Origin of the sequence: Lacinutrix algicola (genome assembly GCF_001418085.1) — a bacterium.
Lineage (GTDB): Bacteria > Bacteroidota > Bacteroidia > Flavobacteriales > Flavobacteriaceae > Lacinutrix > Lacinutrix algicola.
Genome location: NZ_LIQH01000039.1, coordinates 43,841 through 67,649 on the forward strand (window position 1 = coordinate 43,841; position 23,809 = coordinate 67,649).

General features: G+C 31.7%; 20 protein-coding genes. 6 read left to right on the forward strand and 14 right to left on the reverse strand.

What is annotated here, in order from left to right; genetic code table 11:
• Nucleotides 1-38: 38 nt before the first annotated feature.
• Together holA and ASC41_RS11180 are read left to right on the forward strand one after the other, a co-directional pair.
• Entirely contained in the window at nucleotides 39-1,043 is a 1,005-nt protein-coding gene (gene holA / locus ASC41_RS11175; RefSeq protein ID WP_055436733.1) for a DNA polymerase III subunit delta, read from the forward strand.
• Nucleotides 1,044-1,133: 90 nt separating this feature from the next.
• Nucleotides 1,134-1,496: a cupin domain-containing protein gene (locus ASC41_RS11180; protein ID WP_055436734.1), complete on the forward strand. Its 363-nt coding sequence runs from the start codon at nucleotides 1,134-1,136 to the stop codon at nucleotides 1,494-1,496.
• A gap of 8 nt (nucleotides 1,497-1,504) precedes the next feature.
• Here the strand turns inward: ASC41_RS11180 and ASC41_RS11185 are convergent, their stop codons facing one another.
• From ASC41_RS11185 to ASC41_RS11200, 4 genes are all read right to left on the reverse strand, one after another.
• Nucleotides 1,505-1,975 (reverse strand): hypothetical protein, encoded by a 471-nt coding sequence (locus ASC41_RS11185; RefSeq protein ID WP_055436735.1) that lies wholly within the window; start codon nucleotides 1,973-1,975, stop codon nucleotides 1,505-1,507.
• An 85-nt stretch (nucleotides 1,976-2,060) separates the two neighbouring features.
• A complete protein-coding gene (locus ASC41_RS11190; protein ID WP_055436736.1) occupies nucleotides 2,061-2,324 on the reverse strand; it encodes a DUF202 domain-containing protein in 264 nt (87 codons plus the stop codon).
• 3 nt (nucleotides 2,325-2,327) lie between these two features.
• A complete protein-coding gene (locus ASC41_RS11195; protein WP_055436737.1) occupies nucleotides 2,328-3,926 on the reverse strand; it encodes a class I SAM-dependent methyltransferase in 1,599 nt (532 codons plus the stop codon).
• A gap of 262 nt (nucleotides 3,927-4,188) precedes the next feature.
• The gene (locus tag ASC41_RS11200) at nucleotides 4,189-4,542 is read right to left on the reverse strand and encodes a winged helix-turn-helix transcriptional regulator (RefSeq protein WP_055436738.1); all 354 of its coding nucleotides are present in this window, start codon (nucleotides 4,540-4,542) and stop codon (nucleotides 4,189-4,191) included.
• A gap of 132 nt (nucleotides 4,543-4,674) precedes the next feature.
• On the opposite strand from ASC41_RS11200, the gene ASC41_RS11205 reads away from it, so the two are divergent.
• Nucleotides 4,675-5,289: an FMN-dependent NADH-azoreductase gene (locus tag ASC41_RS11205; RefSeq protein WP_055436739.1), complete on the forward strand. Its 615-nt coding sequence runs from the start codon at nucleotides 4,675-4,677 to the stop codon at nucleotides 5,287-5,289.
• A gap of 118 nt (nucleotides 5,290-5,407) precedes the next feature.
• Here ASC41_RS11205 and ASC41_RS11210 read toward each other — a convergent pair whose 3' ends face one another.
• The 5 genes from ASC41_RS11210 to uvrA all read right to left on the reverse strand — a co-directional run bounded on the left by ASC41_RS11210 (nucleotide 5,408) and on the right by uvrA (nucleotide 14,926).
• Complete coding sequence (locus ASC41_RS11210; protein WP_055436740.1) at nucleotides 5,408-7,819, reverse strand: alpha-ketoacid dehydrogenase subunit alpha/beta; 2,412 nt, start codon at nucleotides 7,817-7,819, stop codon at nucleotides 5,408-5,410.
• Between the two features lie 161 nt (nucleotides 7,820-7,980).
• A complete protein-coding gene (locus ASC41_RS11215) occupies nucleotides 7,981-10,818 on the reverse strand; it encodes a gluzincin family metallopeptidase (protein WP_055436741.1) in 2,838 nt (945 codons plus the stop codon).
• A gap of 1 nt (nucleotide 10,819) precedes the next feature.
• On the reverse strand, nucleotides 10,820-10,954 hold the full coding sequence (locus ASC41_RS17250; protein WP_262494967.1) for a hypothetical protein: 135 nt from the start codon (nucleotides 10,952-10,954) through the stop codon (nucleotides 10,820-10,822).
• A gap of 346 nt (nucleotides 10,955-11,300) precedes the next feature.
• A complete protein-coding gene (locus tag ASC41_RS11220) occupies nucleotides 11,301-11,990 on the reverse strand; it encodes an LOG family protein (protein ID WP_055436742.1) in 690 nt (229 codons plus the stop codon).
• A 104-nt stretch (nucleotides 11,991-12,094) separates the two neighbouring features.
• The gene (gene uvrA / locus ASC41_RS11225; RefSeq protein WP_055436743.1) at nucleotides 12,095-14,926 is read right to left on the reverse strand and encodes an excinuclease ABC subunit UvrA; all 2,832 of its coding nucleotides are present in this window, start codon (nucleotides 14,924-14,926) and stop codon (nucleotides 12,095-12,097) included.
• A 238-nt stretch (nucleotides 14,927-15,164) separates the two neighbouring features.
• On the opposite strand from uvrA, the gene ASC41_RS11230 reads away from it, so the two are divergent.
• The gene (locus ASC41_RS11230) at nucleotides 15,165-15,689 is read left to right on the forward strand and encodes a hypothetical protein (RefSeq protein WP_055436744.1); all 525 of its coding nucleotides are present in this window, start codon (nucleotides 15,165-15,167) and stop codon (nucleotides 15,687-15,689) included.
• Here the strand turns inward: ASC41_RS11230 and ASC41_RS11235 are convergent.
• The 4 genes from ASC41_RS11235 to ASC41_RS11250 form a co-directional block, all read right to left on the reverse strand.
• Nucleotides 15,682-16,065 (reverse strand): hypothetical protein, encoded by a 384-nt coding sequence (locus ASC41_RS11235; protein WP_055436745.1) that lies wholly within the window; start codon nucleotides 16,063-16,065, stop codon nucleotides 15,682-15,684. The genes ASC41_RS11230 and ASC41_RS11235 overlap by 8 nt on opposite strands.
• 13 nt (nucleotides 16,066-16,078) lie before the next feature.
• Entirely contained in the window at nucleotides 16,079-17,362 is a 1,284-nt protein-coding gene (locus ASC41_RS17175; protein ID WP_241489659.1) for a hypothetical protein, read from the reverse strand.
• Between the two features lie 100 nt (nucleotides 17,363-17,462).
• The gene (gene ggt / locus ASC41_RS11245) at nucleotides 17,463-19,151 is read right to left on the reverse strand and encodes a gamma-glutamyltransferase (RefSeq protein ID WP_055436746.1); all 1,689 of its coding nucleotides are present in this window, start codon (nucleotides 19,149-19,151) and stop codon (nucleotides 17,463-17,465) included.
• 58 nt (nucleotides 19,152-19,209) lie between these two features.
• The gene (locus tag ASC41_RS11250; RefSeq protein ID WP_055436747.1) at nucleotides 19,210-19,803 is read right to left on the reverse strand and encodes an acyl carrier protein phosphodiesterase; all 594 of its coding nucleotides are present in this window, start codon (nucleotides 19,801-19,803) and stop codon (nucleotides 19,210-19,212) included.
• Between the two features lie 81 nt (nucleotides 19,804-19,884).
• On the opposite strand from ASC41_RS11250, the gene glmM reads away from it, so the two are divergent.
• Nucleotides 19,885-21,273 (forward strand): phosphoglucosamine mutase, encoded by a 1,389-nt coding sequence (glmM, locus tag ASC41_RS11255; RefSeq protein ID WP_055436748.1) that lies wholly within the window; start codon nucleotides 19,885-19,887, stop codon nucleotides 21,271-21,273.
• 24 nt (nucleotides 21,274-21,297) lie between these two features.
• Nucleotides 21,298-22,797: an aminotransferase class V-fold PLP-dependent enzyme gene (locus tag ASC41_RS11260; protein ID WP_055436749.1), complete on the forward strand. Its 1,500-nt coding sequence runs from the start codon at nucleotides 21,298-21,300 to the stop codon at nucleotides 22,795-22,797.
• A gap of 102 nt (nucleotides 22,798-22,899) precedes the next feature.
• On the opposite strand, the gene ASC41_RS11265 is transcribed toward ASC41_RS11260, so the two are convergent.
• Entirely contained in the window at nucleotides 22,900-23,790 is an 891-nt protein-coding gene (locus ASC41_RS11265; protein ID WP_055436750.1) for a lysophospholipid acyltransferase family protein, read from the reverse strand.
• Nucleotides 23,791-23,809: the final 19 nt, after the last annotated feature.

A 23,809-nucleotide genomic window follows, 5' to 3' on the forward strand; every position in this document is an offset into this window, starting at 1 on the left:
TGGAATTTGGAATTATTTAATTTGGAATTTATACTACTTTGGACGAGGTTAAAAAACTAGTTACAGACATAAAGAATAAGAATCTTGCACCTATTTATTTACTAATGGGAGAAGAGGCATATTACATTGATAAAATTTCAGATTTTATTCAAGACAATGTGTTGGCAGAAGAGGAGAAAGGCTTTAACCAAATGGTTTTGTATGGTAGAGATGTTACCATAGAGGATATTGTTGGTAATGCTAAGCGTTTTCCAATGATGGCAGATAAGCAAGTTGTTATTGTAAAAGAGGCTCAAGATTTATCGCGTACTATCGATAAATTAGCAGATTATGCTAAAAACCCACAACCGTCTACAGTTTTGGTTATTTGTTATAAATATAAAAGTGTAGATAAACGTAAGGCTGTTTATAAAACCATAAAAAAAGTTGGTGTTGTTTTCGAGAGTAAAAAGTTTTACGACAACCAAGTGCCAGATTGGATAAGACGAACGTTGTCTACAAAAGGCTATAAGATAGATCCAAAAGCGTCACAAATGTTGGTTGAGTTTTTGGGTACAGATTTAGGTAAAATTAATAATGAATTAGAAAAACTTCAGATTATTTTACCACAAGGTACAGAAATTACGCCTTCGCATATTGAAGAAAATATAGGAATTAGTAAAGATTATAATAATTTCGAATTACGAAAAGCCATTGGCGCTCGTAACGATGCGAAAGCATTTAAAATTATTAATTACTTTGGCGACAACCCAAAAGATAACCCAATGGTAGTTACTGTTGCTTTACTATTTAATTTCTTTTCACAATTGTTGCAGTTACATGGTATGACCGATAAATCGCCAAGAAGTGTGGCTTCTGCTTTGCGAGTGAATCCTTATTTTGTTAACGAATTTTTAGATGCTGCGCGTAAGTTTCCAATGCGAAAAGTAAGTGGTATTATTGCTACTATTCGTGAATTCGATTTAAAAAGTAAAGGTGTTAATTCTAACGCTGTACCACAAAAAGACTTATTAAAAGAATTACTTGTTAGAATTTTAAATTAATTACAAAAGAAGAGTAGTCTTCAATAAAACTAAGACTAATTTACTTTTAAAACTTAATAACGCACTTAGCTTTGTGAAGTGTTTTGTACTATGAAAAAATCTATATTTTTATTAATAATACTAATGGTTTCTTGCAAATCTGTACAAACACTTCCAGATCCTTTAGAGGCAGGTTGGGAAGGTAAAAAGGTATGTGAAGTTTTAAACGAAACTAAAAAGCAACGTATTTTAAAATGCACGTTTCCTCCTAATGTAGGACATCAAAAACATTACCATAGACCACATTTTGGTTACACGCTAGCAGGAGGTGCTTTTCAAATAACAGATGCAAAAGGAACACGTACTATTCCGGTTGCAACAGGTGTTACTTGGTCTAAAAGTGAGTTAAGCGAACACGAAGTACTTAATGTTGGCGATAGTACATCTGTGTACCTAATTATAGAATCTAAATAGTTTAGATATTACATATCCTCTAAAGCCGATGTGTAATCGTACTGTAAATCTTCATGTAAAGTCAAGACTTTTTTAGCAATGGCTTCAATATTACGATCGTAGATATTTGTTAAAGTTGTGTTTCTAGAAATTGAAGGTTTCATAGCTTTTAACTTTTTACAAAAATAGAGTAGGAGTTCTACTTCGGTTTCTTTGTTAAGCGAATAGCGGATGTATTTTTTTGTGTTTCGTAGAATTTTACGAACACTTTTTTTAATGTAGAAAAAGCTGTCTGTGTTTATAATTTTGAACTGCTCGTCGATTTCTTGTTTTACAGTTTCTATATAACCAGCTTCGCTATCTGCTTCAAAAAGTAAATAGGTAAGTAGTTCTTTGTTTTCCTTTTTAAAACGAGATAGACGTAAACATAGCTCGGCAAGTTCTTCGCTAGATTTATGTTTTAATTCTTTTCTTATAGTAACTACTGAAACTGCTTTCATTAAAAAAAAATACTTTTTTGTGTTCCCGTAAAAACAGAAACCTTTTGTTTATTGTGTACACTTCTGTCTAAGCAGGAATGATAAATTACACTTTATAATGTTTTTTAATTATGTTTTTTACTCTAAATAAGCGTACTAAACCTATAATTAAAATTATTGGAGCTATTATTAGTAAGGCTATTCCAAGGCTTTTAAGCTCGGTTAAAAATTCAAGCTTTAATATGGTGAAACCAGAAGCTAAAAAGACTATAAACGTTCTAAAATAGGCTAAAAATGTACGTTCGTTGGCTAACTTGGTACGTTCTATAGCAAGCCAATCTCTAGTGGTTAAATTGTTTTCTTTCAGCATAACTTATCCTTTAAGCAAATTTACACTTACTGTTGCTAAATCGCTATCTGGAAATCTAGAAAAATGATTTAAATCTGGTTTTAATCCTGCTTCTGCTGCAACTTTATTAAAAACATCGACTTCTAAAATATATTGATCGCTATAACCATGTGTAGCATCGTATGCCGTTGCGGCAGTTTTACTTATGTTTTTTGCTGTTAATTTTGGGTTTATAGTATGTAACTCTATAATTAACAAACCAAATTGCTCTACATAAGGTTTCCATTTTTGTAAATGTTCTAATAAAGAATCTTCAACCAGATTATTACTAATACGTTTGCCTTTATAAGCAAATGCTCCAGACGAGTTACTTACACGATTTGTTGGATGTTTAGGTGCTTCCCAAATACGATTATGATCTAAAAAGGTACGTACGTTTAGTAAATCTTTAAGTTCAATATTATAATCTTCTCGTAAATCGTTTGCTAATAAATCGGGTCTACCAATATCTCCCCAAATTACTTTTGCCCAAATATCTGCTTTAATTAAATTGGCGCGTGTTACTTTTAATGCTGCCTTATTAAAATCTGCTCCAACAAGCAGTAATGGATATTCTTCAAGCATTTTACCACGTAGCGTTTGGTGTTCGATAACATCGAATATATGCTGAATAAAAGCACCATTACCACAACCCATATCTAGAATACCTTTTGGCTGCTCGTCTATTGGTTTATTAAAAAGCTTAATAATAACTTGATCTATCACCTTAAAATAAGTTGAATGTGCACCTCCAGATCCCCAAACATTCATTTCTCTGTGTACGTGTTTTTCGGTTTCTCCATCTTCAGTCTTTAATACCAATGGATTACCAAAAAGCAACTCGTCTAACTGTAAAAATGTAGGTAAGTAAGAAACGGTTACACCATAGGCCGAAGCACGTTTGGCAAAAAACAAACCTTGATCTGTAAACTGGTAGTTTCCGTTTTTCTTTTTAAACCATCCTAAATGACTTAAGAAATCTAATATTTTTTTAAAACTTTCTGGATCTTTATGGTATTCTTCGGCAGCAAAAGAAGCTTCCATAAAGTATTTATGAAACAAACCGTTAACGCCTAGCATTACAGTAATTGGCGCAACAATACAACCTTCAATATGTTTTAAAACTTGATGTTCTATTGTATTTTCTTCAGGTGTCTTTAATCCGTAGTTATCACTGTATTTTTTAAAAACACGTTCTAAAACAATAAAGGCATCACTTCTTATATGTTCTACAGGAAAGTGTACAGCATAGTTTAAAATAGTTACAGCATCTTCGTAAAGGTGAGCAAGTGCAAAAGCAGTTTCACTGTTTTTATTAGTAGAGTAGGTAACTGTATTGTTTTTGTTATCTAATTCTTGTTCTAACCAACCTTGCGAACATAATACGCGAAGTGCCACATTTAAATAACCTTCGTTAGCTTCAAAATGTGACACTAGTCTAGAAAGTTCTACTGTTTTGTTTTTGAACAGAAAAGTTAAAACACCTTTTTTATGTAACGAAAACATTGTGGTTGCAGTTGCAATGCCATCAAGATGTCTGAAAATATTTCCTCTTAGTTGAACTTTATCTTTTTTTGTTAGCATTTTTGATGTTTTAGAACTTAAAATGAAATGTTAGTTTAGGATTTAATTTTTTTAGTGATTTAGGAAGATTCGTTTACGCTTAATATAAGAGACGTAGGGTAAAAAATAAGCACTTTCGTTTCGGTTTATTACTTAGCTAAATATAAATATTTTGTTCTTATTTTTCATATAAATACCTAATTTTATATTTAAAGGAATTTGTAAATAAACACAGACCTTTGGAATTAATACAGATACTCTATATTTTTTTATGCTTTGTTATTTATTCACTAATTATTTTGTTTCTATGAGTTAAGCCCCAATCTCTCATTGTTTCAATTACTTTATCTAATGATTTTCCATATTCGGTAAGACTGTATTGAACGGATACAGGCATAGTATTAAATACTTCTCTATTGACTAATCCATTTATTTCTAACTCCTTTAATTCTTTAGATAGCATTCTTGGAGTTATTCCTTCAATTTGGCGCTCTAATTCTTTAAATCTATGAATTTTAAACGAAAGAGCTATAATAATAGGTAATCTCCATTTCCCTCCAATTAAATCTATTACATCACGAACAGGGAGAATAAATTTTTTACATTCTGTAGGTGTATAAGTGTCTATTTTATTCATTTCTTATTTATTTTAGATTTACTTGAATAATACTACTATACTAAAGTATACTGATATACTTTAGTATAGTAGTATATATATTATAGTAAATTTAATATAAATTTGTTCATACTCATATAAAGAATATTAAAAATGAAAAAGACATTAATTTTAAGCTATACTCCACGAGATAACTCAAATACAAAAAAAATGCTTGATTTCTTCATAGAAAATAATCAAGATAAAACAGAAATAACATTTGTTGATTTAGCAGAAGAAGCTCCAGATTTATTATTAAAAGAGAATTTAAACCTTTATGTAAATAGAAACTTCGGAGGTGTAGAACTTACAAATGAAGAGCAGAAAGTTTTAGCTAAAAATGATAAAATGATGCAACAATTACTGGATACAGATTTTGTTGTTTTGGCAAGTCCTATGTATAATTTTTCGGTTCCTGCAACAGTAAAAGCTTGGTTTGATGCGGTTATACAAGCAGGAAGAACCTTTACATATACTGAAACAGGGATTAAAGGGTTATGTGAAAACACAAAAGCTCTAGTATTAATGACAAGTGGAAGCGATTTTGGAATTGAACCTTATAAAAGTGTTAATTTTGCAACACCCTTTTTATTAACAAGTTTCAATTTTCTTGGTATTTCAGCAGAGACTATCAATAAGTTTGGTATGATACAATATGCTGATAAATCTGAACAAATGATAGAGGATGCTAAAGAAGAAATTAAGGAAGTAAGTAATAAATGGTATTAACTTATTTTCTTTATAAATTCAAGAAAAATAAAGCCTTCAATACACATCATAATTTAAAGCATAAAAAAAGCGTTTACTAAAAGTAAACGCTCTGTTTTATTATTTTTATGCAGAAATATTATCTCAATTTAGGATAGTCATTTGGATTGTTTTCATGCATTACGGCATAAATAGCTTCGTAAATATCCTCAGCTGATGGTTTAGAGAAATAATCTCCATCTGTACCATAAGCAGGTCTATGTGCTTTTGCTGCAAGTGTTTTTGGCTGGCTATCTAAATATTGGTAACCATTTTGTTCGTTTAAAATTTTATCTAATAAATAAGCTGAAGCACCTCCAGGAACATCTTCATCAATAATCATTAAACGATTTGTTTTTGCTAAACTCTTAACAACATCGTGATTTATATCGAAAGGCAATAAAGATTGCGCATCAATAACTTCTACATCTATACCAACTTGCAATAATTCTTTTGCAACATCTTGTACAATTCTTAATGTAGAACCATAAGAAAGTACTGTAATATCGTTTCCTTCTTTTACAGTTTCTACAACACCTATTGGTGTTTTAAATTCTCCAAAATTGGTTGGTTTTTTCTCTTTAAGTCTGTAACCGTTTAAACATTCTACAACTAAAGCAGGTTCGTCACTTTCTAATAAAGTGTTATAAAAACCAGCAGCTTTAGTCATGTTTCTTGGTACTAAAACATGAATACCACGAATTAGGTTTAAAACACCTCCCATTTGTGAGCCAGAGTGCCAAATACCTTCTAAACGATGTCCACGAGTACGTACAATTAAAGGTGCTTTTTGGCGCCCTTTAGTTCTGTAGTGTACTGTTGCAAGATCATCGCTCATTATTTGTAGCGCATACATAATGTAATCTAAATATTGAATCTCTGCAATTGGTCTTAAACCACGCATAGCCATTCCAATACCTTGACCTATAATAGTTGCTTCGCGAATACCAGCATCTGCGACACGTAACTCTCCGTATTTTTCTTGTAAACCTTCTAAACCTTGATTTACATCTCCAATAGCTCCAGCATCTTCACCAAAAATTAGAGATTGTGGATATTTAGTAAAAATGGCGTCAAAATTATCTCTTAAAACCACACGACCATCAACTTCTTCGTTGCTGCCATCATAAATAGGTTTGATTTCTTTTATGTTTTGTGCTGCCGTTGCAGTTTCATTATGTAAATGAGAACTGTATTTTGGCTGAATAGCTTCGAAATAAGAATCTATCCATTGTGTTAATTGAGTTTTAGCTGAAGAATTTTCTGAAACTAAATATCTTAAAACACGTCTTGCTGCTACAGCTAAATCTTTACGAGCAGGCTCTGCAATTGCAAGTAATTCATTATTTATTTTCTCAATAAATACTCTATTTGCACTTGAATCGGCTACTTGTGTTAATATTTCAGAAATGGTAATTCTTTCATTTAATATAGGATTTAAGTAAGCATTCCATGCTGCTTTTTTTCCTTCGCGAACTGCTTTTTTTATTCCCTTTTCTATTGTAATTAACTCTTCGTCTGTAGAAATCCCAGTTTCTACCATCCACTTACGTAATTGTACATTACAATCCGTTTTTGCTTCCCAAGCTAAACGCTCTTTATCTTTATAACGTTCGTGAGAACCAGAAGTAGAGTGTCCTTGAGGTTGCGTTAATTCGTTTACATGTACTAATACTGGTACATGTTCTGTTCTTGCAATTTTAGCAGCTTCTTGATAGGTTTCAATAAGCGCAACGTAATCCCATCCTTTAACACGAAGTATTTCGTAACCTTTTGCTTCGTTATCGCGTTGGAATCCGCTTAAAATTTCAGAAATATTTTCTTTTGTAGTTTGGTGTCTTGCATGTACTGAGATACCATATTCATCATCCCAAACACTTATTACCATTGGTACTTGTAAAACACCAGCAGCATTAATGGTTTCGAAAAATAGGCCTTCACTTGTACTAGCGTTACCTATAGTTCCCCAAGCAATCTCGTTTCCTTTATTAGAAAACTTAGTATCATCAATCCCTTCTACATTTCTGTAAATTTTAGAGGCTTGAGCCAAACCTAAAAGCCTTGGCATTTGTCCAGCAGTAGGAGATATATCTGAACTTGAATTTTTTTGTTTTGTAAGGTTATTCCATTGGCCGTTTTCATCTAAACTAAAAGTAGAGAAGTGTCCACCCATTTGGCGACCACCAGACATTGGCTCTAAAGAAATGTCTGTGTTGGCATACAAACCAGAGAAGAAGGTTTGAATATCTAACGCTCCAATAGCCATCATAAAAGTTTGGTCTCGGTAGTAACCAGATCTAAAGTCTCCATTTGCAAAGGCTTTAGCCCAAGCTAATTGTGGTACTTCTTTTCCGTCTCCAAAAATCCCAAACTTGGCTTTTCCAGTTAAAACTTCACGGCGACCAAGTAGACTACATTCTCGACTTGTAACAGCAATCTTATAATCTTCTAAAACCTGTGCTTTAAAATCGTTAAAGGATAGCTCTTTTTTTAAGTCGGAATTTGTGCTCATAGTTATGGTTTTTTAGAAACACAAATCTAATTAATAAAAGTGATTTTTGCAATACGAAATCGTCTTAAAAAATTGCTAAATTTTTAACAAAAACACGATTTATATAAGAATAGTTAAAAAATATTCGATAAATAAAAAGTACGTTGAGAATTACTTAATGTTTAATACCATCTTCTGGTAAATAATTTAAGTAATGTTTGTGGAGATAAAGTAACTATAAAACGTATGCTTTGGTCGTAATTAGGTTGTGCTATTTCCCATCCTAAATTAGAATATACAGGTAGATAGAGTTCAAAATAGTCTTCAACTAAATTTAAACGAATTCCTGCATCGTAAACAAATTTTGGGTTTTTACCATGGTTTTTAACTAAACCAAGATCTCCATAAGCCATAATATAACGCCAAATGGTTGTACTTGTATTTGCTGTTGTTATCCATTGGTTTGCAAAGGCTGGTTCTAATTGCGATTTAAAGCCACCTTCAGACACTACCAATTGCTGACTTAATAATCCTGCTTCTTCAGAGCGCCCTAAATAGTCGTAATCGAATAAGTAATCTGTAGGTCTGTCTAAAGCAAAACTAAAGAAATCGGTATCTTGATATGTTTTATTGTATATAAACGAACCTGCATAAAGACGTAAATTATATTGTCTGTTACCTTCGGTAAGCTTTCTAAACTCTGCAGTGGCAGAAATTTTACCAAAGTTTTTAGCCAATTGTAAGTCTGTATTCCAAGCACTAAAGTTTTTTAAATTAGGATCACTCTCTCCGTATCTTGCATTAAAAACACTGTATTTAGGCTCACCATCTGTTTCAAACTCTCCAGTTGGATCTACTTCTCTGTCTATATTCACATATCTAAAACTTAAAGAACTCTTTCTATTGTCTCTTAAATTACTTGGATCTCTAAACCTGAAATCTACATAAGGAGTGTAAGAAGTGTAAGATAAGTTAGGAGCGTAGTTGTAATATTCACCTCCAATACCATATTTAGTGTAATAATTTCTTTTGTTTTCTCTTCTATCTGCATAGCTTACAGAAGCGCTACCCACAAGCTGCTTACTTTTTATAGCATATTTAGGACTTAAACGGTATAGGAAGTTCTTAGATAAAAGTGTTTTATTATATAGTTTTAAACCTGGTGAAAAACCATCGTAAAAGTTATAAGCAAATTCTGGCATAAAAAACACTTGACTATAGTTAGGGTCTTCAATATCCTTAAACAATCTAAACTGTAATGGTTTATTGTTAGATAAAAAACCACCTAAAGATTTCCAGTTATTTCTTAGGTTCATTTCTGGAATAGTGGTATTGTAATTTAATGCTAGCTTATCTGCATCATTATTTGCAATGGTTATTGTTTTATAACCTTTAAAGCCTTCAACCCATTGCTTAGATAATACACTGTCGTTTTTAATAGTAAATAAAGAGACCGGCATTAAATGGTCTTTTTTATTTTTAATAGTAATTATTAATGAGTCATCGGTTTTTTTAACAGATTTAATTTTAAAATCTATTTTTTTACTAGTGCCTACATAGTCCTCAAAAAACCAATTAATATTTTTATCTGTATGCGTTTTTAAATAGTTTTTAAAAGCTTTAGACGTTGTTGTTTCTAGTTTGTTTTCTATTAAATACTGTGTAAGCATTTTATTCATGGAATTAGAATCCATGTATTCATCTAGGTATTTTAAACCGACACCAGCTTTGTATTTATTAGCTATATTTTTATTAAACTTTAAAAGTGAATCTTTAGGCATATCTAATGGCTGATCTAGGTTAGAACGTGCCATATGCATGTATAAAAAGTTGTATTGATCGTTAAATTTCAAATCTGAAGCATGAAAAGATCTAACACCCCAAACATTTGCAAGCTTTCCCAGGATTTTCATGTCTGGATAATACTCTTCAACGTATTTCATTAAATAATACGTTTGTATGCCATCTATTAACCACTGGTCTTCTCTTGGATTAAGTAGCAAAGTGTTTTCTAGATAATTGTGTAAAGTCGACTTTAATATTTTTAACTCATATTGAAACGTATCAGAAAACGGACGCACAAAATCTGGCAATAAGTTTAATCCATAAATAGGGCTTTTCTTATAATCAATTTTTGTTAATAATACTTTTTTATGCGGATAACTTCCTAAGTTTTTAGTTATAAAACCTGCTACTTTATCTGTAACAATAGCAACTTCTTCAGGTTTTAAATTTTCTTCGTCTATATTAGATTCTACCGTAAAAAAATCAGTTTCAACAGTTTTGTAAGTGTCTTTTTTATTTAGAAATAATTTAGAATTAATTCTATCCTTACCTTTTAGTAGTGTAGATTTTGTGTTGTTTTCATTTATCTCTTTAGTAAATTCTTCGTCCAGCTCACTTATTAAAGTATAATTATTAGGATAGTTAACCTCTAAACTAATGTCTGCTTTTGGCACAAAGGCATCGTCTAAATTTTTGTTACTAAAGTATTTCCATTCACCATTAAAAACGGCAGGAGTAATGTACCAATATCTTAAATTATAATCGCCTTCGTTTGTAATTCCATAACGTGTAAATTTATCGTTAGGCACTTGTACTGTATAACTAAGGTTTAGTGTATAACTTTTATTTGGTAGAAGAGTTTGGTTTAAACCAACCTTAATAATATCTGGATGTTTTTCTAAATACGTATAACTAGCTTCACTATTATTTTCTTTAATTGAAGTAATATTTGTGAATCCACGATCTTCATCTTTTGCAAAATGGAAGGTGTTTTTAAATTCTTCTGCAAATCGCTCTGCTAAAGGTGTATTTTTTTCTGAATAACTATTGCTCCAGTCTGTTAAGTAAATAGCATCTAATGCAACATTAGAAGTATTAAAATACTCTATAGTTTGCTCTATAGTAATGCTTTTGTTTTCTATATCGAAAGTAGCATTAATATCTATTTTGTTTTGGCTTGAAGCCGAAAAACATAAGAGTAGGCATAGTAATAAGGAAGCGTAATTTAGATTCAATTTATTTTATAAACTTTAAAGGTTTAACATTAACTTGATTTACTGCAACATAACACATTCCGTTTAAATATGATGTAGTATTAATAATTAATTCTTCACATTTAATAATAGAAATAGTTTCTATTAATGGTCTCATGCTATTCTAAATACTTACGTAAATAGAGAAACTTGGTTTTATTTACTAAAAATATAATTAGATTAAAAATAGTATTATTACTAAAAGAAGCAATACTTTTTATTAAAACCTTTTAAATGATAAGTTTTGGTGTAGTTACATTCATAATAACGAAACTACAGCTGTTAAAATTGTATACTTATTTTTTGAAGTAATTGTTTTCTAATTAATAGAAGGTTTTGCAAAGAGAATAGGCTTGTTATAACACAAGAACTCTAAGGTTTTCTATGCAAAACCTGCATATTAATTTGCGTAGTAAAAAGCACAATTCAAAATTTTACTTTTTAAACTATCACGATTGTGTTTTTTAGAAGTTAGGGCTTAATCCAGATTCTTTGTAGAAAGCGTCTAGAATAGTAACAACTTCATCTTCAGTATCTACTAAGTGAATTAAATCTAAATCGCCAGGACTAACATTAGAAAACTTATCTAACATTGTGCTTTTAATCCAATCCATTAATCCAGACCAGAAATCTGTACCAACTAAAATAATAGGGAATTTACCTATTTTATTAGTTTGTATTAAAGTGATGGCTTCAAATAACTCATCTAAAGTTCCAAAACCTCCTGGCATTACAACAAAACCTTGAGAATACTTTACAAACATTACTTTACGTACAAAGAAGTAATCGAAATCTAAGCTTTTGTCGCTATCGATATATGGATTATCGTGTTGCTCGAAAGGTAATTCTATGTTTAATCCAACAGAAGTTCCACCAGCTAAATGTGCACCTTTATTACCAGCTTCCATAATACCTGGTCCACCACCAGTAATAACACCATAACCTGCATCGCAAATACTTTTTGCTACGCTTTCGGCTAATTTATAATACTTATGATCTGGTTTTGTTCTTGCCGATCCAAAAATAGATACACAAGGACCAATTTGACTCATTTTTTCAAATCCGTTAACAAATTCTCCCATAATTTTGAAGATTGCCCACGAATCGTTTGTTTTTTTCTCATTCCAACCTTTGTGATGTTGTTCTTTTCTCATCTATATTATTTGTTTTTGTTTCTGTTATTTAAACTTAATGTGTTTTCGGTAACAGAACGGTTATTTATTTTTATATCACTCTTTTTTCTGAAAAATCAAGCTTGCTAATTTAGTTCTTTTTTTAAAAATTTAGCGGTATAACTTTTTTTATGTTTCGCAACTTCTTCCGGAGTACCTTTCACAACTATTTCTCCACCACCTTTACCACCTTCGTAACCTACATCTATAATATAATCTACAGTTTTAATAACGTCTAGATTGTGTTCTATAATTAGTACAGTATTACCTTTATCTGCAAGTTTATTAAGTACAATCATTAATACACGAATGTCTTCGAAATGTAATCCAGTTGTTGGTTCGTCTAAAATATAGAAGGTATTTCCTGTATCGCGTTTACTTAATTCTGTTGCTAATTTAATACGCTGTGCTTCACCACCAGAAAGTGTTGTGCTTTGCTGTCCTAAAGTAATATAGCCCAAACCAACATCTTTAATGGTTTTTAGTTTTTTATGAATTTTAGGTATGTTTTCAAAGAAATCTACACTTTCATTAATAGTCATATTCAAGACATCACTAATGCTTTTTCCTTTGTATCTAATTTCTAAAGTTTCACGATTAAAACGTTTGCCTTGGCAGGTTTCACATTCTACGTAAACGTCTGGAAGGAAATTCATTTCTATAACTCTTAATCCGCCTCCTTTACAAGTTTCACAACGTCCACCAGCCACATTAAAACTAAAACGGCCAGGTTTATAACCACGAATCATAGCTTCTGGAATTTTAGCGAATAGGCTTCTAATTTCTCCAAAAGTACCTGTATATGTTGCAGGATTACTTCTTGGTGTTCTTCCAATTGGCGATTGGTTAATATCTATAACCTTATCACAATGTTCTAAACCTTTTATGCTTTTGTAAGGCATTGGTTTTTTTACACCGTTAAAGTAGTAAGCATTAAGAATAGGGTAGAGCGTTTCGTTAATTAAAGTAGATTTCCCACTTCCTGAAACACCTGTAATACCTATCATTTTTCCCAAAGGTAATTTTATAGATACGTTTTTAAGGTTGTTACCTGTACAACCTTTAAGCTCCATAAACTTACCATTACCTTCTCTTCGTTTTGCAGGGATTTCTATTTGCTTTTTACCGTTTAGATATTCTGCAGTTAAAGTTTTCTCTTTTAATAGTTGTTTTGGTGTGCCTTGACTAATAATTTCACCACCAAATTTTCCTGCTCGTGGTCCAATGTCTATAACGTGATCTGCACGTTCTATCATATCTTTGTCGTGTTCTACAACAATAACAGAGTTTCCAATATCGCGAAGTGCAACAAGAGAATTAATTAATTTTTCGTTATCACGTTGATGTAAACCAATACTTGGTTCATCTAAAATATAAAGAACACCAACTAGTTGCGAACCTATTTGTGTAGCTAAACGAATACGTTGTGCTTCACCACCAGAAAGGGATTTAGAGCTTCTGTTTAAAGATAAATAGGCTAGGCCAACGTCTAGTAAAAATTGAAGTCTTGCTTTAATTTCTTTAATAATCTCTTCAGCAATTATTACTTGTTTTTCAGATAAATTTTCTTCTAAAGTTTTAAACCATTCAGCTAAATCGACAATATCTTTATTTGCTAATTCTGCTATGTTTTTTCCCGCGACTTTAAAGTATAAAGACTCTTTTCTTAAACGAGAACCTTCGCAAACAGGACATTTTACTTTGTCCATATATTCTTTTGCCCAACGTTTTAATGAGGTAGATTCAGCATTTTTATACTGGCTGTCAATAAAATTAGCAACACCTTCAAAATCTATTTTATAATCTCTTTTTACACCTAACGTTTTACTATCGACAGAGAATTTTTCGTTACCTCCGTATAATATAATTTGTTTTGCTTCATTAGGTATATCCTTGTAAGCATCTGTCATTTTAAAATTAAAGCGTTCGGCAATTAATTCTAATTGTTTAAAAATCCAACTTTTCTTTTCTGGACCATGAGGCGCTAAAGCACCAGCTTTAATAGATAAACTATCGTCTGGGACTATTTTGTTTTCGTTAACTTGGTATAAATCACCAATACCATTACAATTATCGCAAGCACCTTTTGGTGAGTTAAATGAGAAATTGTTTGGCTCGGGATTTGGATAAGATATTCCCGAACTAGGACACATTAAATTTCTACTAAAATAACGTGCTTCTTGCGTATCGTGATCAATAACCATTAAAACATCCTCACCATGATACATGGCTGTATTTATACTTTCGTCTAAACGTTTATCGTCTGCAATGCTATCGTCAATTTTAAGTCTATCGATTACAATTTCGATGTCATGCATCTTATAACGATCCAGCTTCATACCTTTAACAATATCCTTTATTTCGCCATCGGTTCTCACTTTTACAAAACCTTGCTTACCAATTTGCTCAAAAAGTTCTCGATAATGTCCTTTTCTAGAACGAACGACAGGAGATAGAATATTTATTTTTTTGCCTTTGTAACTTTCAATAATTAGCGTCTTTATTTGCTCATCGCTATAACTCACCATTTTTTCGCCAGTATTGTAACTGTACGCATCACTGGCACGAGCGTAAAATAGACGTAAAAAATCGTAGATTTCGGTAATAGTTCCAACGGTAGAACGTGGTGATTTACTAGTCGTTTTTTGTTCTATTGCAATTACAGGAGATAGCCCATCAATTTTATCTACATCTGGTCTTTCTAAACCTCCTAAAAATTGTCTCGCATAAGCCGAAAACGTTTCTATATAACGACGCTGTCCTTCGGCATAAATAGTATCGAAAGCAAGAGACGACTTACCACTACCAGATAAACCAGTAATAACAACTAGTTTTTCTCGCGGAATAGTAACGTCTATATTTTTTAGATTATGAACTCTGGCACCTTGTACCTCAATATTTTCTTCAAAATTTGTCATAGCAAAAGCATAACTCTGCTCTTTTTAAGCAGATTTGCGAAGTTACGGTTTTTAGCTTTCTTTTTGAAATGGAATAAGTTAGGATTTTATTAAAATTGACTTCAATTTTTCATAATTAATTTTTAACTTCGATTTTAAATATTTTGTCATTCCGCAGTTAATACGGAATCCTCTTTAAAATTAAGTTTAACATTAATTAAATTTCCGTTTTCGCGGAAATGCAGAAACAAGTTTTTTAATGAAAATACTAGGAATAGGCTCAAGAATTAGCCACGAAGTACATGGGAAAGGAGTGGTAACAAACGTTGATAGCGAACACTATTGGGTAACGTTTATAGAAAATGGATTGGAAACAATACCACTAAACGAAGCGTTTGAAGTTATTGAAGCTGCCGAAAACGAAGTTGATGCCGTTAGTCTTTTTGATATTGAAAGTAGCTTAGTTAGTATTCTTAAAAAGTATAGCGATGTCTCGGAAGTAATACATATTGGTGACAAATGGAAAGGTGGTAAACTAATTCTGGAACCAGCAGACACTAATTTAAAAAGTAAGGAAATTAAGATTGACGATTTCTTTCATAAAATTACAATGGTTCGCGATAGACTACGTGTAATGGAACAAAAAGTAAATTCTAGTAATCTTGAAGAACAAGAGAAGATAGATTTACAACAATATATTACACGTATTTATGGAAGTTTAACAACGTTTAATGTGTTGTTTAAGGTAAAGGAACAACAGTTTGTTGGGCAGAAATCTAAGTAGCTTTTTTATTCTTTTTGAAGAATGCTTTTTTTATTAAAACAAAATAAATGACAATAGGGATAAGTACACAAATGATTACAGAAGAAGCAATATAATTACTTCCAACAACATTAAAACTTCTTAAAAAATCAGCAGAGATATCAAATAGCCAATTTGAAAATACAGTAAAATCATCTGTAAAAAGAAGTGTTAAGCTAATTATTATAGATGTTACAATTTTTAAATAATTGAATTTGTAAATTTTGTCAATTAAATAAGCCCAAGACAAAGGAATAATAATAAACCAAACAATTATGTTTATCTCTTTGTAACTAAAACCAGTTAGTCTAGAGAGGTACATTAATATTTCGTATGTTATTTTAAAAGCGTCCTTCATTTGATTAATAACTTTATTTAGGTCTTGGTGGAGGAGGTAAATCACTTATTGAAGTAGTATATAGTACCATTCTTAATGATAAAATTTCTTCAGAAGATTTATTTATGCTATTAAAGTCTTCGAAAATTTTTTGAAAAGTATTTTTCAATTCATTCCTGTTTTTTGTAGAATCTGAAGTGAAAATCATAACAGGTTTTGTTAAGTTTTCAGAAAATACAATATCTTTTCCATTGTTTAATAAATGTTTTTCTAGATATCTAGGAAGACTATCTATTGATTTTTCGCCAAAAGAAGAATGAACAATTTTTCCTGGTGAGACTTCAATTAGGTTTCGACCTTTAGGGCACCAATTAGATTGATGTTTACAGCTGCTAAATGGTATAAATTTGAAAGTAGATTTTTCTGTTTTTAATGTTACTACAGCAGTTTTTTCTGTACACGTAATACTATCTATTTTTTTAATTATACTTTTAAAGTCTTTTATTGAATCTAATGATATTTCAGTTTTGTCTTCGGAATTAATATAATACTCAGTATTTGGATAATAATAAGTTCTACCAGAATCAGGAATTGTTTTAATCCCTTCAATTTCCAGTCCTAAAACCATCATTTTATGAAATGTTGGTAACATAGCTCCTGTTTCGGTAGTTGTCCAATCGCTCCAAGAAGCTTCTAGTCCATTAATTGGTAAAATACCTACCCACATTTGAAAACTTTTAGGTTTCCCAGCTTCATCTAAATGCCATAAATAGGAATCTCCAGGAGTAGAGCCACCAGAACTATAAGTCACTAATAAGGCTTGTTCGTTATTCTCTAAAGTAACGATGCTTCGTGTTGTGCCTTCATCGAAAACTTTATAAGGCGCAACAACCCAAAAGGTGTCATTATTAAAATAACTTATCGCTTTTTCTATTAATGCGTTCCTTTCTTGAGTTTCAATTTTTATATCATTTTGAAACGCTTCGCTTTTAGAACTATCATTTAAATCTAAATTAACTTTGTAGTTTTTCCAATAGACTTCACAGGTGTTTTCAGTTTTATTCCATTTATAATGATGACGCTTTTTAAAGGTGAACTCTATATAGTCTGTTGTCTTGTATGCATCGTAATTTAAGGCATTAAGCATTTTATTAGCTAAGACATCTGCTTGTGCTGTTTTTTCTCCAACAGGTAAATCTTCATTGTACTTAATATATAAAAAACCAAAGAGTAGGAGTGTAGGTAGTGTTAAAAATATAACCGTTCCTGCTACAAATTTTAATATTCTTTTTGGTGTAAGTTTTTTCTTTTTTCTCATCGAAAAGCTTTTTTTCGTTTCCGTTAAAACGGAAATTTTTTTTATTAATTATATTTTTATGTACAACACATTTACACGTCCTACGTCCTTGGAATGATACTTAAAAACCAGCAGCAGCATCATCACCACGAGAATCTGCTCCACCTTCAAGAGAACCGTCGGGTAATACTAAAATGCCATCTACAATACCAATTACTGGCGAGCGTTCTTCGTTTATAGTATAGCCTTTTTGTTCTAAACTTGTAATGGTTTTTGTATTAAAGCGATTAGGTTCCATTCTAATTTCGTCTGGTAACCATTGGTGATGAAAACGAGGTGCATTAACAGCTTCTTGCATACCCATTTTAAACTCGTGTACATTTAAAATAGTCTGTAAAACCGAAGTAATAATTGTGGAGCCTCCAGGTGTTCCAACACTCATTAATAACTCTCCATTTTTTTCTACAATAGTTGGCGTCATTGAGCTTAACATACGTTTTTCTGGTAAAATAGCATTGGCTTCAGCGCCAATAAGTCCGTAAACGTTTGGTATGCCAGGTTTGCTAGAAAAATCGTCCATTTCATTGTTTAAAAAGAAACCTAATTCTTGACAATATAATTTAGAACCATAATAAGAATTTAAAGTTGTTGTTACAGCTATAGCATTTCCAAATTGATCGATAATAGAGTAGTGCGTAGTTTCATCACTTTCTACAATATCAACAGTACCATGAGAAATTGCGGTTGAAGGTGTTGCTTTTTCAAAAGAAAAACTAGACATTCTGTCTTTTAAATAGGTGTCACTTACTAATTTATCTTGAGGGACTTTAACAAAATCAGGATCACCTAAATAATAACTTCTATCTGCATAAGCGCGACGTTCAGCTTCAGCTAAAAGCTGAATTGTTTTTGCAGAGTTGTGTCCAAATTCATCTAAGTTGTAACTTTCAACAGATTTTAATACTTGTGCCATAGTAATACCACCACTTGAAGGCGGAGACATTGAAATAATACGTAAATCGTCGTAATTAAAAGTAATAGGTGTTCTCCATTTTGCTTGGTAGTTCCCTAAATCTTCCTCAGTAATTATACCACCATTATCTTGAATAAACTGCGCTAATATTTTAGCCGTTTTTCCTTTGTAAAATTCATCACGACCGTTTTTCATTATTTGCGTTAGTGTTTCTGCTAATTCTGGATATTTAATAGTATCATTTGCTTTCCAGTTTTTAAGAAACTGAATAGAATCTTTATTGGTTAGTTTAAAATCCGATTGCTTTTCTGCAATTCTAATTTCTTGCTTTTTAGTAACAATAACACCTCTTTTTGCTAAAGCGATAACAGGTTTTAAAATGGTTTCAATAGGTAATGAACCAAACTTTTTATGTACTTCAAAAACACCTGCAATTGTACCAGGAATTCCAACAGCCAATGCACCGCGTGTACTTATATCCGGAATAACATTTCCCAAAGAATCTAAATACATGTCTTTTGTAGCTGCCAATGGTGCTTTTTCTCTATAATCTAAAGCGCCAATTTTGCCATCGTTTAATCTATAAACCATAAAACCGCCACCACCAATATTTCCTGCATTTGGATATGCCACAGCTAAAGCAAGATCTGTAGCCATCATAGCATCAAAAGAGTTTCCGCCTTGTTCCATAATTTGTTTTGCAATGTTAGAAGCTTCAACTCTTGCCGAAACAACCATTGCTTGTTGTGTAACTAAACCACGAATAGGTGCTTTCTTTTTACAAGAAAAACAGATTGTAATTGTCGCGATTACGAGTAGTGTATTTTTAAGCTTCATTTTTAGTATCTGTTTTTTAACGATTCTTCACTTCGTTCTGAATGATAAAATGTAAGGTTTATCTGTCTTCTATTTCTTTTAATTTTTTAGATGAAAACTGAATCAATTCATCAAAAAAGCGGGTAAATTCATCTTCAAATTCATCATAGAATTCTTGAAGTTCGTTTACGGCTAAATTCATTTGAGATCGGTTTTGTGTTCTTTTATTCATACCAACCAAAACTTTTCCAATACCTTCAATAGTAGCATAGCTTAATAGCCAATTATCGGCAATCATATAAGGCATCATTTTTTGAATTCTAGCCGGTAATACTTCAAAATTATCTTGTAAACTACTGTAGAAATTATCAATATATTCAGCTAATGGCACGTTAGAATAATTACTCCAGTTTTTAGCTAAAAAATGATCGTATAAAATATCTACAATTACTCCAGAATAATGTCCATAATTTTTATGAAGCCTTTTAGTGCTTATTCTTACTGTTTTGTGAGCATCTGTAAACGTATCTATTTGGCGATGTAATAAAATACCTGTTTGTATATCTGTTGGATATTTCTGGTATTTTTTACCACGAATACCATCTGCAATAAAATTACCAATAGTTATGTCTTTGTTATTTCCAGATAAATATATGTGTGCGAGAAAATTCATAGGTCGAATTTACGAATTCAGAATAGATAAATCCGCTTTTGAAATAGTATATTTGTAGTTCAATTTTAAAAATTATATTTCATGACACTTATAAAATCTATTTCAGGAATTCGAGGTACTATTGGAGGAAACGTTGGAGAAAACCTTACACCAATTGATGCAGTAAAGTTTGCATCAGCATACGGTACTTGGTTAAAAACACAACGTACTAAAGATAATTATCGTGTTGTTGTGGGCAGAGATGCTAGAATTTCTGGAGCAATGATTCAAAACCTAGTAATGAATACTTTAGTAGGTTTAGGTATTGATGTTATAGATTTAGATTTGTCTACAACACCTACTGTTGAAATTGCAGTACCAATGGAACATGCCGATGGTGGTATTATTTTAACAGCAAGTCATAACCCAAAACAATGGAATGCTTTAAAATTATTAAATGCTAAAGGAGAGTTTTTAGATGCAGCTGAAGGTGCCAAAATTTTAGAGATAGCAGAAAGCAATGATATGCAATTTGCAGATGTAGATAGTTTAGGAGAAATTACTAAAAATGATGCTTATATCGATATCCATATCGACGAAGTTTTAGAATTAGAATACGTAGATAAAAAAGCGATTGCAGCAGCAAATTTTAAAGTTGTTGTAGATGGTGTAAATTCAACAGGAGGTATTGCTATTCCTTTATTATTAGAACGTTTAGGCGTAGAAGCTGTAAAGTTATACTGTGATCCAACAGGAGAGTTTCCGCACAATCCAGAACCTTTAAAAGAACATTTAACAGATTTATCTGCGGAAGTAATAAAACATCATGCAGATTTTGGTATTGTTGTAGATCCAGATGTAGATAGATTAGCTTTTATGGATGAAAACGGAGAGATGTTTGGCGAAGAATATACATTAGTAGCCTGTGCAGATCTCGTTTTAAGTAGAAACCCAGGAAATACGGTAAGTAATATGAGCTCAACAAGAGCCTTGCGCGATGTTACCGAAAAACATGGTGGAACTTACGAAGCTAGTGCTGTTGGAGAAGTGAATGTAGTAACGTTAATGAAAAAAAATAACGCTGTAATTGGTGGAGAAGGTAATGGTGGTATTATTTATCCAGCGTCTCACTATGGGCGTGATGCCTTAGTTGGTGTGGCTTTATTTTTAACACTTTTAGCGGAAAAGAAAATAAGTGTAAGTGAACTAAAAAAAACATACACTAGTTACTTTATGAGTAAAAAGAAAATAGCCTTAACACCACAAATTAATGTCGATGCTATTTTAATGGAAATGGCAGCAAAGTATAAAGATGAAAATTTAAACACTGTTGATGGTGTAAAAATTGATTTTGCTGAAAATTGGGTGCACTTAAGAAAAAGTAATACAGAACCAATTATTAGAATATATACTGAAGCAAAGTCGCAGCAAATAGCAGATGATTTAGCCAATAAGATTATTGATGAAATTAAAGCTATCGCTAAAATATAGTATTAATAGAATAATATAATTATTATGATTACTACAAAAACACCAAGAGAAAGACAGTCTGAATTAGAAGCTTATTTTTCTCAATTTAGAAAACATATTGTTGGTATAGATCAAGAATTTGAATCGCCTTACGGAAAGCAAAAAATTATCTATACAGATTGGACAGCTTCTGGTCGTTTATACAGACCAATAGAAGATAAGATCGTCAATCAATTTGGTCCTTTTGTAGCAAATACGCATACCGAAACGACTGTTTCTGGTACAGCAATGACGAATGCTTACCATAAAGCAAGACATATTATTAAAGGTCATGTAAATACAAATGCGGACGATGTTTTAATTGTTTCTGGAAACGGCATGACGAGTGTTGTCAATAAGTTTCAGCGTATTTTAGGTTTAAAAGTACCAGAGAATATTGCCAAATATGCTAAAATACCAGACGAAATTCGTCCTGTAGTATTTGTAACGCACATGGAGCACCATTCTAACCATACGTCTTGGTTAGAAACTATGGCAAAAGTAGAAGTAATTCCTGCTGGCGATGATGGTTTATTCAGTTTAGAAAACTTAGAAACACTATTAGAAAAATATAAAGACTGTACACTAAAAATAGCTTCGGTTATTGGTGGTAGTAATGTTACAGGTATCCAAACACCACATCATAAAATAGCAAAACTAATGCACAAACATGGTGGTGTTTGTTTTGTAGATTTTGCATGTTCTGCACCGTATGTGGATATCGATATGCATCCTGAAAATGAAGACGAAGCACTAGATGCTATTTTCTTTTCGCCTCATAAATTTTTGGGTGGACCCGGAACTTCTGGTGTATTAGTTTTTAATAAAAAACTATATAAAAATATGGTGCCAGATTGTCCAGGTGGCGGTACTGTATCATGGACCAATCCTTGGGGAGAACACAAGTATATTGAAAGTATAGAAGATAGGGAAGATGGTGGTACGCCAGGTTTTTTACAAACCATAAAAACAGCATTGTGTATTAAATTAAAAGACAAAATGGGAGTTAAAAACATGCTTGATCGTGAGCATGAATTATTACACCAAGTGTTTTCTAATTTAGATGGCGTTGATAATATTAAAATTCTAGCTGGTGACCATAAAGACCGTTTGGGTGTAGTTTCTTTTTACGTAGAAGAATTGCATTTTAATTTAGGTGTTAAAATATTAAACGATAAATTCGGAATACAAACTCGTGGTGGTTGCAGTTGTGCGGGTACTTACGGTCATTACTTATTGCACGTAGATCAAGAACAATCGCATAGTTTAGTGAATGAGATTTCTTTAGGAGATTTAATACGTAAGCCAGGTTGGATACGTATGTCTATTCATCCAACAACTACTTGCGATGAGATAGATTACGTTTGTGAAAGCTTAATTGCTTTAGCCGAGAACCATAAAGAATGGGCTAAAGATTATGAGTATAACAAAGCTAATAATGAGTTTATACATAAAACATTTGTTCCAAAAAATGACGTAAGAGTTAGCGATTGGTTTGAAATGTAATATTTTAGAATAAAAAGAAACATCTCAAGCAAAAAGTAATTCTTGAACAAAAAAATCATAGCTTTTCTTATTTGGATTTTTTTATTTGAAGACCTAATGTTTTTAAAGGAATTTGGCAGGTACTTTATCACGATGTTTCCAACGCTTGTGTGTCCATAAGTAATATTCAGGCTGCTCTTTTATTTGTGCTTCAACAAGCATCTTAAAAGCGTCTGTAATCTCGTAATTATCAAATTCTTTTGGGTGTTCTGCAATTGTTTTAAACGTCGTTTCGTAATACCCACGTTTTATTTTTCTAACATCAAAAAATACAACTGCCATATCTAGGTCTTTGGCTAACATTTCGGCACCAGTATAAAAAGGAACTTTAATACCCATAAAATCGTTCCAATGGTGTGCTTTATCCACTTTTGGAGATTGGTCTGCAACAAAACCAGTAATGCTTAATTCGCCACTTGCTTTTACGTCTTTTAGTGTTTGTATGGTTTCTTTAGTTGTAATTAAATGACTATTGTAACGCGCACGAATACGTTTTACTAAACCATCGAAATATTTGTTATTCAATCTTTTATAAACGGCGAATCCTTTATGGCTAACGTAGGTTTGAAGAATGAAAATCCACTCCCAACTCGCATAATGACCACACATTATAATAACGTCTCGTTTTTCTTTTTCTAGTTTCTGAAGGACTTCAATATTTGTAAATGCGTAGCGTTTTTTCATTTGAGCTTCAGAAATCGACATAGATTTTATAGCTTCAACTACCATATCGCATAAATGATGATAGAATTTTTTTGTAATGGTATTTATTTCTTCCGAAGATTTCTCTGGAAAAACAAGATTTAAGTTTTCTTGCACAGTTTTTTTACGATAACCGAAAATACGATAGATAAAAAGGTACAGAAAATCTGAAAAAGCATATAATAACCTAAACGGAAGGATAGATACTAGCCATAAAAACGGATAAATTAAAATGTACGCTATTAATTGCATGAATTAGTTTTAAATTTGT

Bases quoted from the DNA above. Each gene is read 5' to 3' on its own strand.
- ASC41_RS11230 (WP_055436744.1), top strand. From the start codon at position 15,165: ATGAAAATACTAGGAATAGGCTCAAGAATTAGCCACGAAGTACATGGG.
- ASC41_RS11190 (WP_055436736.1), bottom strand. From the start codon at position 2,324: ATGCTGAAAGAAAACAATTTAACCACTAGAGATTGGCTTGCTATAGAA.
- ASC41_RS11210 (WP_055436740.1), bottom strand. From the start codon at position 7,819: ATGAGCACAAATTCCGACTTAAAAAAAGAGCTATCCTTTAACGATTTT.
- uvrA (WP_055436743.1), bottom strand. From the start codon at position 14,926: ATGACAAATTTTGAAGAAAATATTGAGGTACAAGGTGCCAGAGTTCAT.
- ASC41_RS11185 (WP_055436735.1), bottom strand. From the start codon at position 1,975: ATGAAAGCAGTTTCAGTAGTTACTATAAGAAAAGAATTAAAACATAAA.
- ggt (WP_055436746.1), bottom strand. From the start codon at position 19,151: ATGAAGCTTAAAAATACACTACTCGTAATCGCGACAATTACAATCTGT.
- ASC41_RS11235 (WP_055436745.1), bottom strand. From the start codon at position 16,065: ATGAAGGACGCTTTTAAAATAACATACGAAATATTAATGTACCTCTCT.
- ASC41_RS11180 (WP_055436734.1), top strand. From the start codon at position 1,134: ATGAAAAAATCTATATTTTTATTAATAATACTAATGGTTTCTTGCAAA.
- ASC41_RS11260 (WP_055436749.1), top strand. From the start codon at position 21,298: ATGATTACTACAAAAACACCAAGAGAAAGACAGTCTGAATTAGAAGCT.
- ASC41_RS11205 (WP_055436739.1), top strand. From the start codon at position 4,675: ATGAAAAAGACATTAATTTTAAGCTATACTCCACGAGATAACTCAAAT.
- ASC41_RS11220 (WP_055436742.1), bottom strand. From the start codon at position 11,990: ATGAGAAAAGAACAACATCACAAAGGTTGGAATGAGAAAAAAACAAAC.
- ASC41_RS11195 (WP_055436737.1), bottom strand. From the start codon at position 3,926: ATGCTAACAAAAAAAGATAAAGTTCAACTAAGAGGAAATATTTTCAGA.
- ASC41_RS17175 (WP_241489659.1), bottom strand. From the start codon at position 17,362: ATGAGAAAAAAGAAAAAACTTACACCAAAAAGAATATTAAAATTTGTA.
- ASC41_RS17250 (WP_262494967.1), bottom strand. From the start codon at position 10,954: ATGAGACCATTAATAGAAACTATTTCTATTATTAAATGTGAAGAATTA.
- glmM (WP_055436748.1), top strand. From the start codon at position 19,885: ATGACACTTATAAAATCTATTTCAGGAATTCGAGGTACTATTGGAGGA.
- ASC41_RS11265 (WP_055436750.1), bottom strand. From the start codon at position 23,790: ATGCAATTAATAGCGTACATTTTAATTTATCCGTTTTTATGGCTAGTA.
- ASC41_RS11250 (WP_055436747.1), bottom strand. From the start codon at position 19,803: ATGAATTTTCTCGCACACATATATTTATCTGGAAATAACAAAGACATA.
- ASC41_RS11200 (WP_055436738.1), bottom strand. From the start codon at position 4,542: ATGAATAAAATAGACACTTATACACCTACAGAATGTAAAAAATTTATT.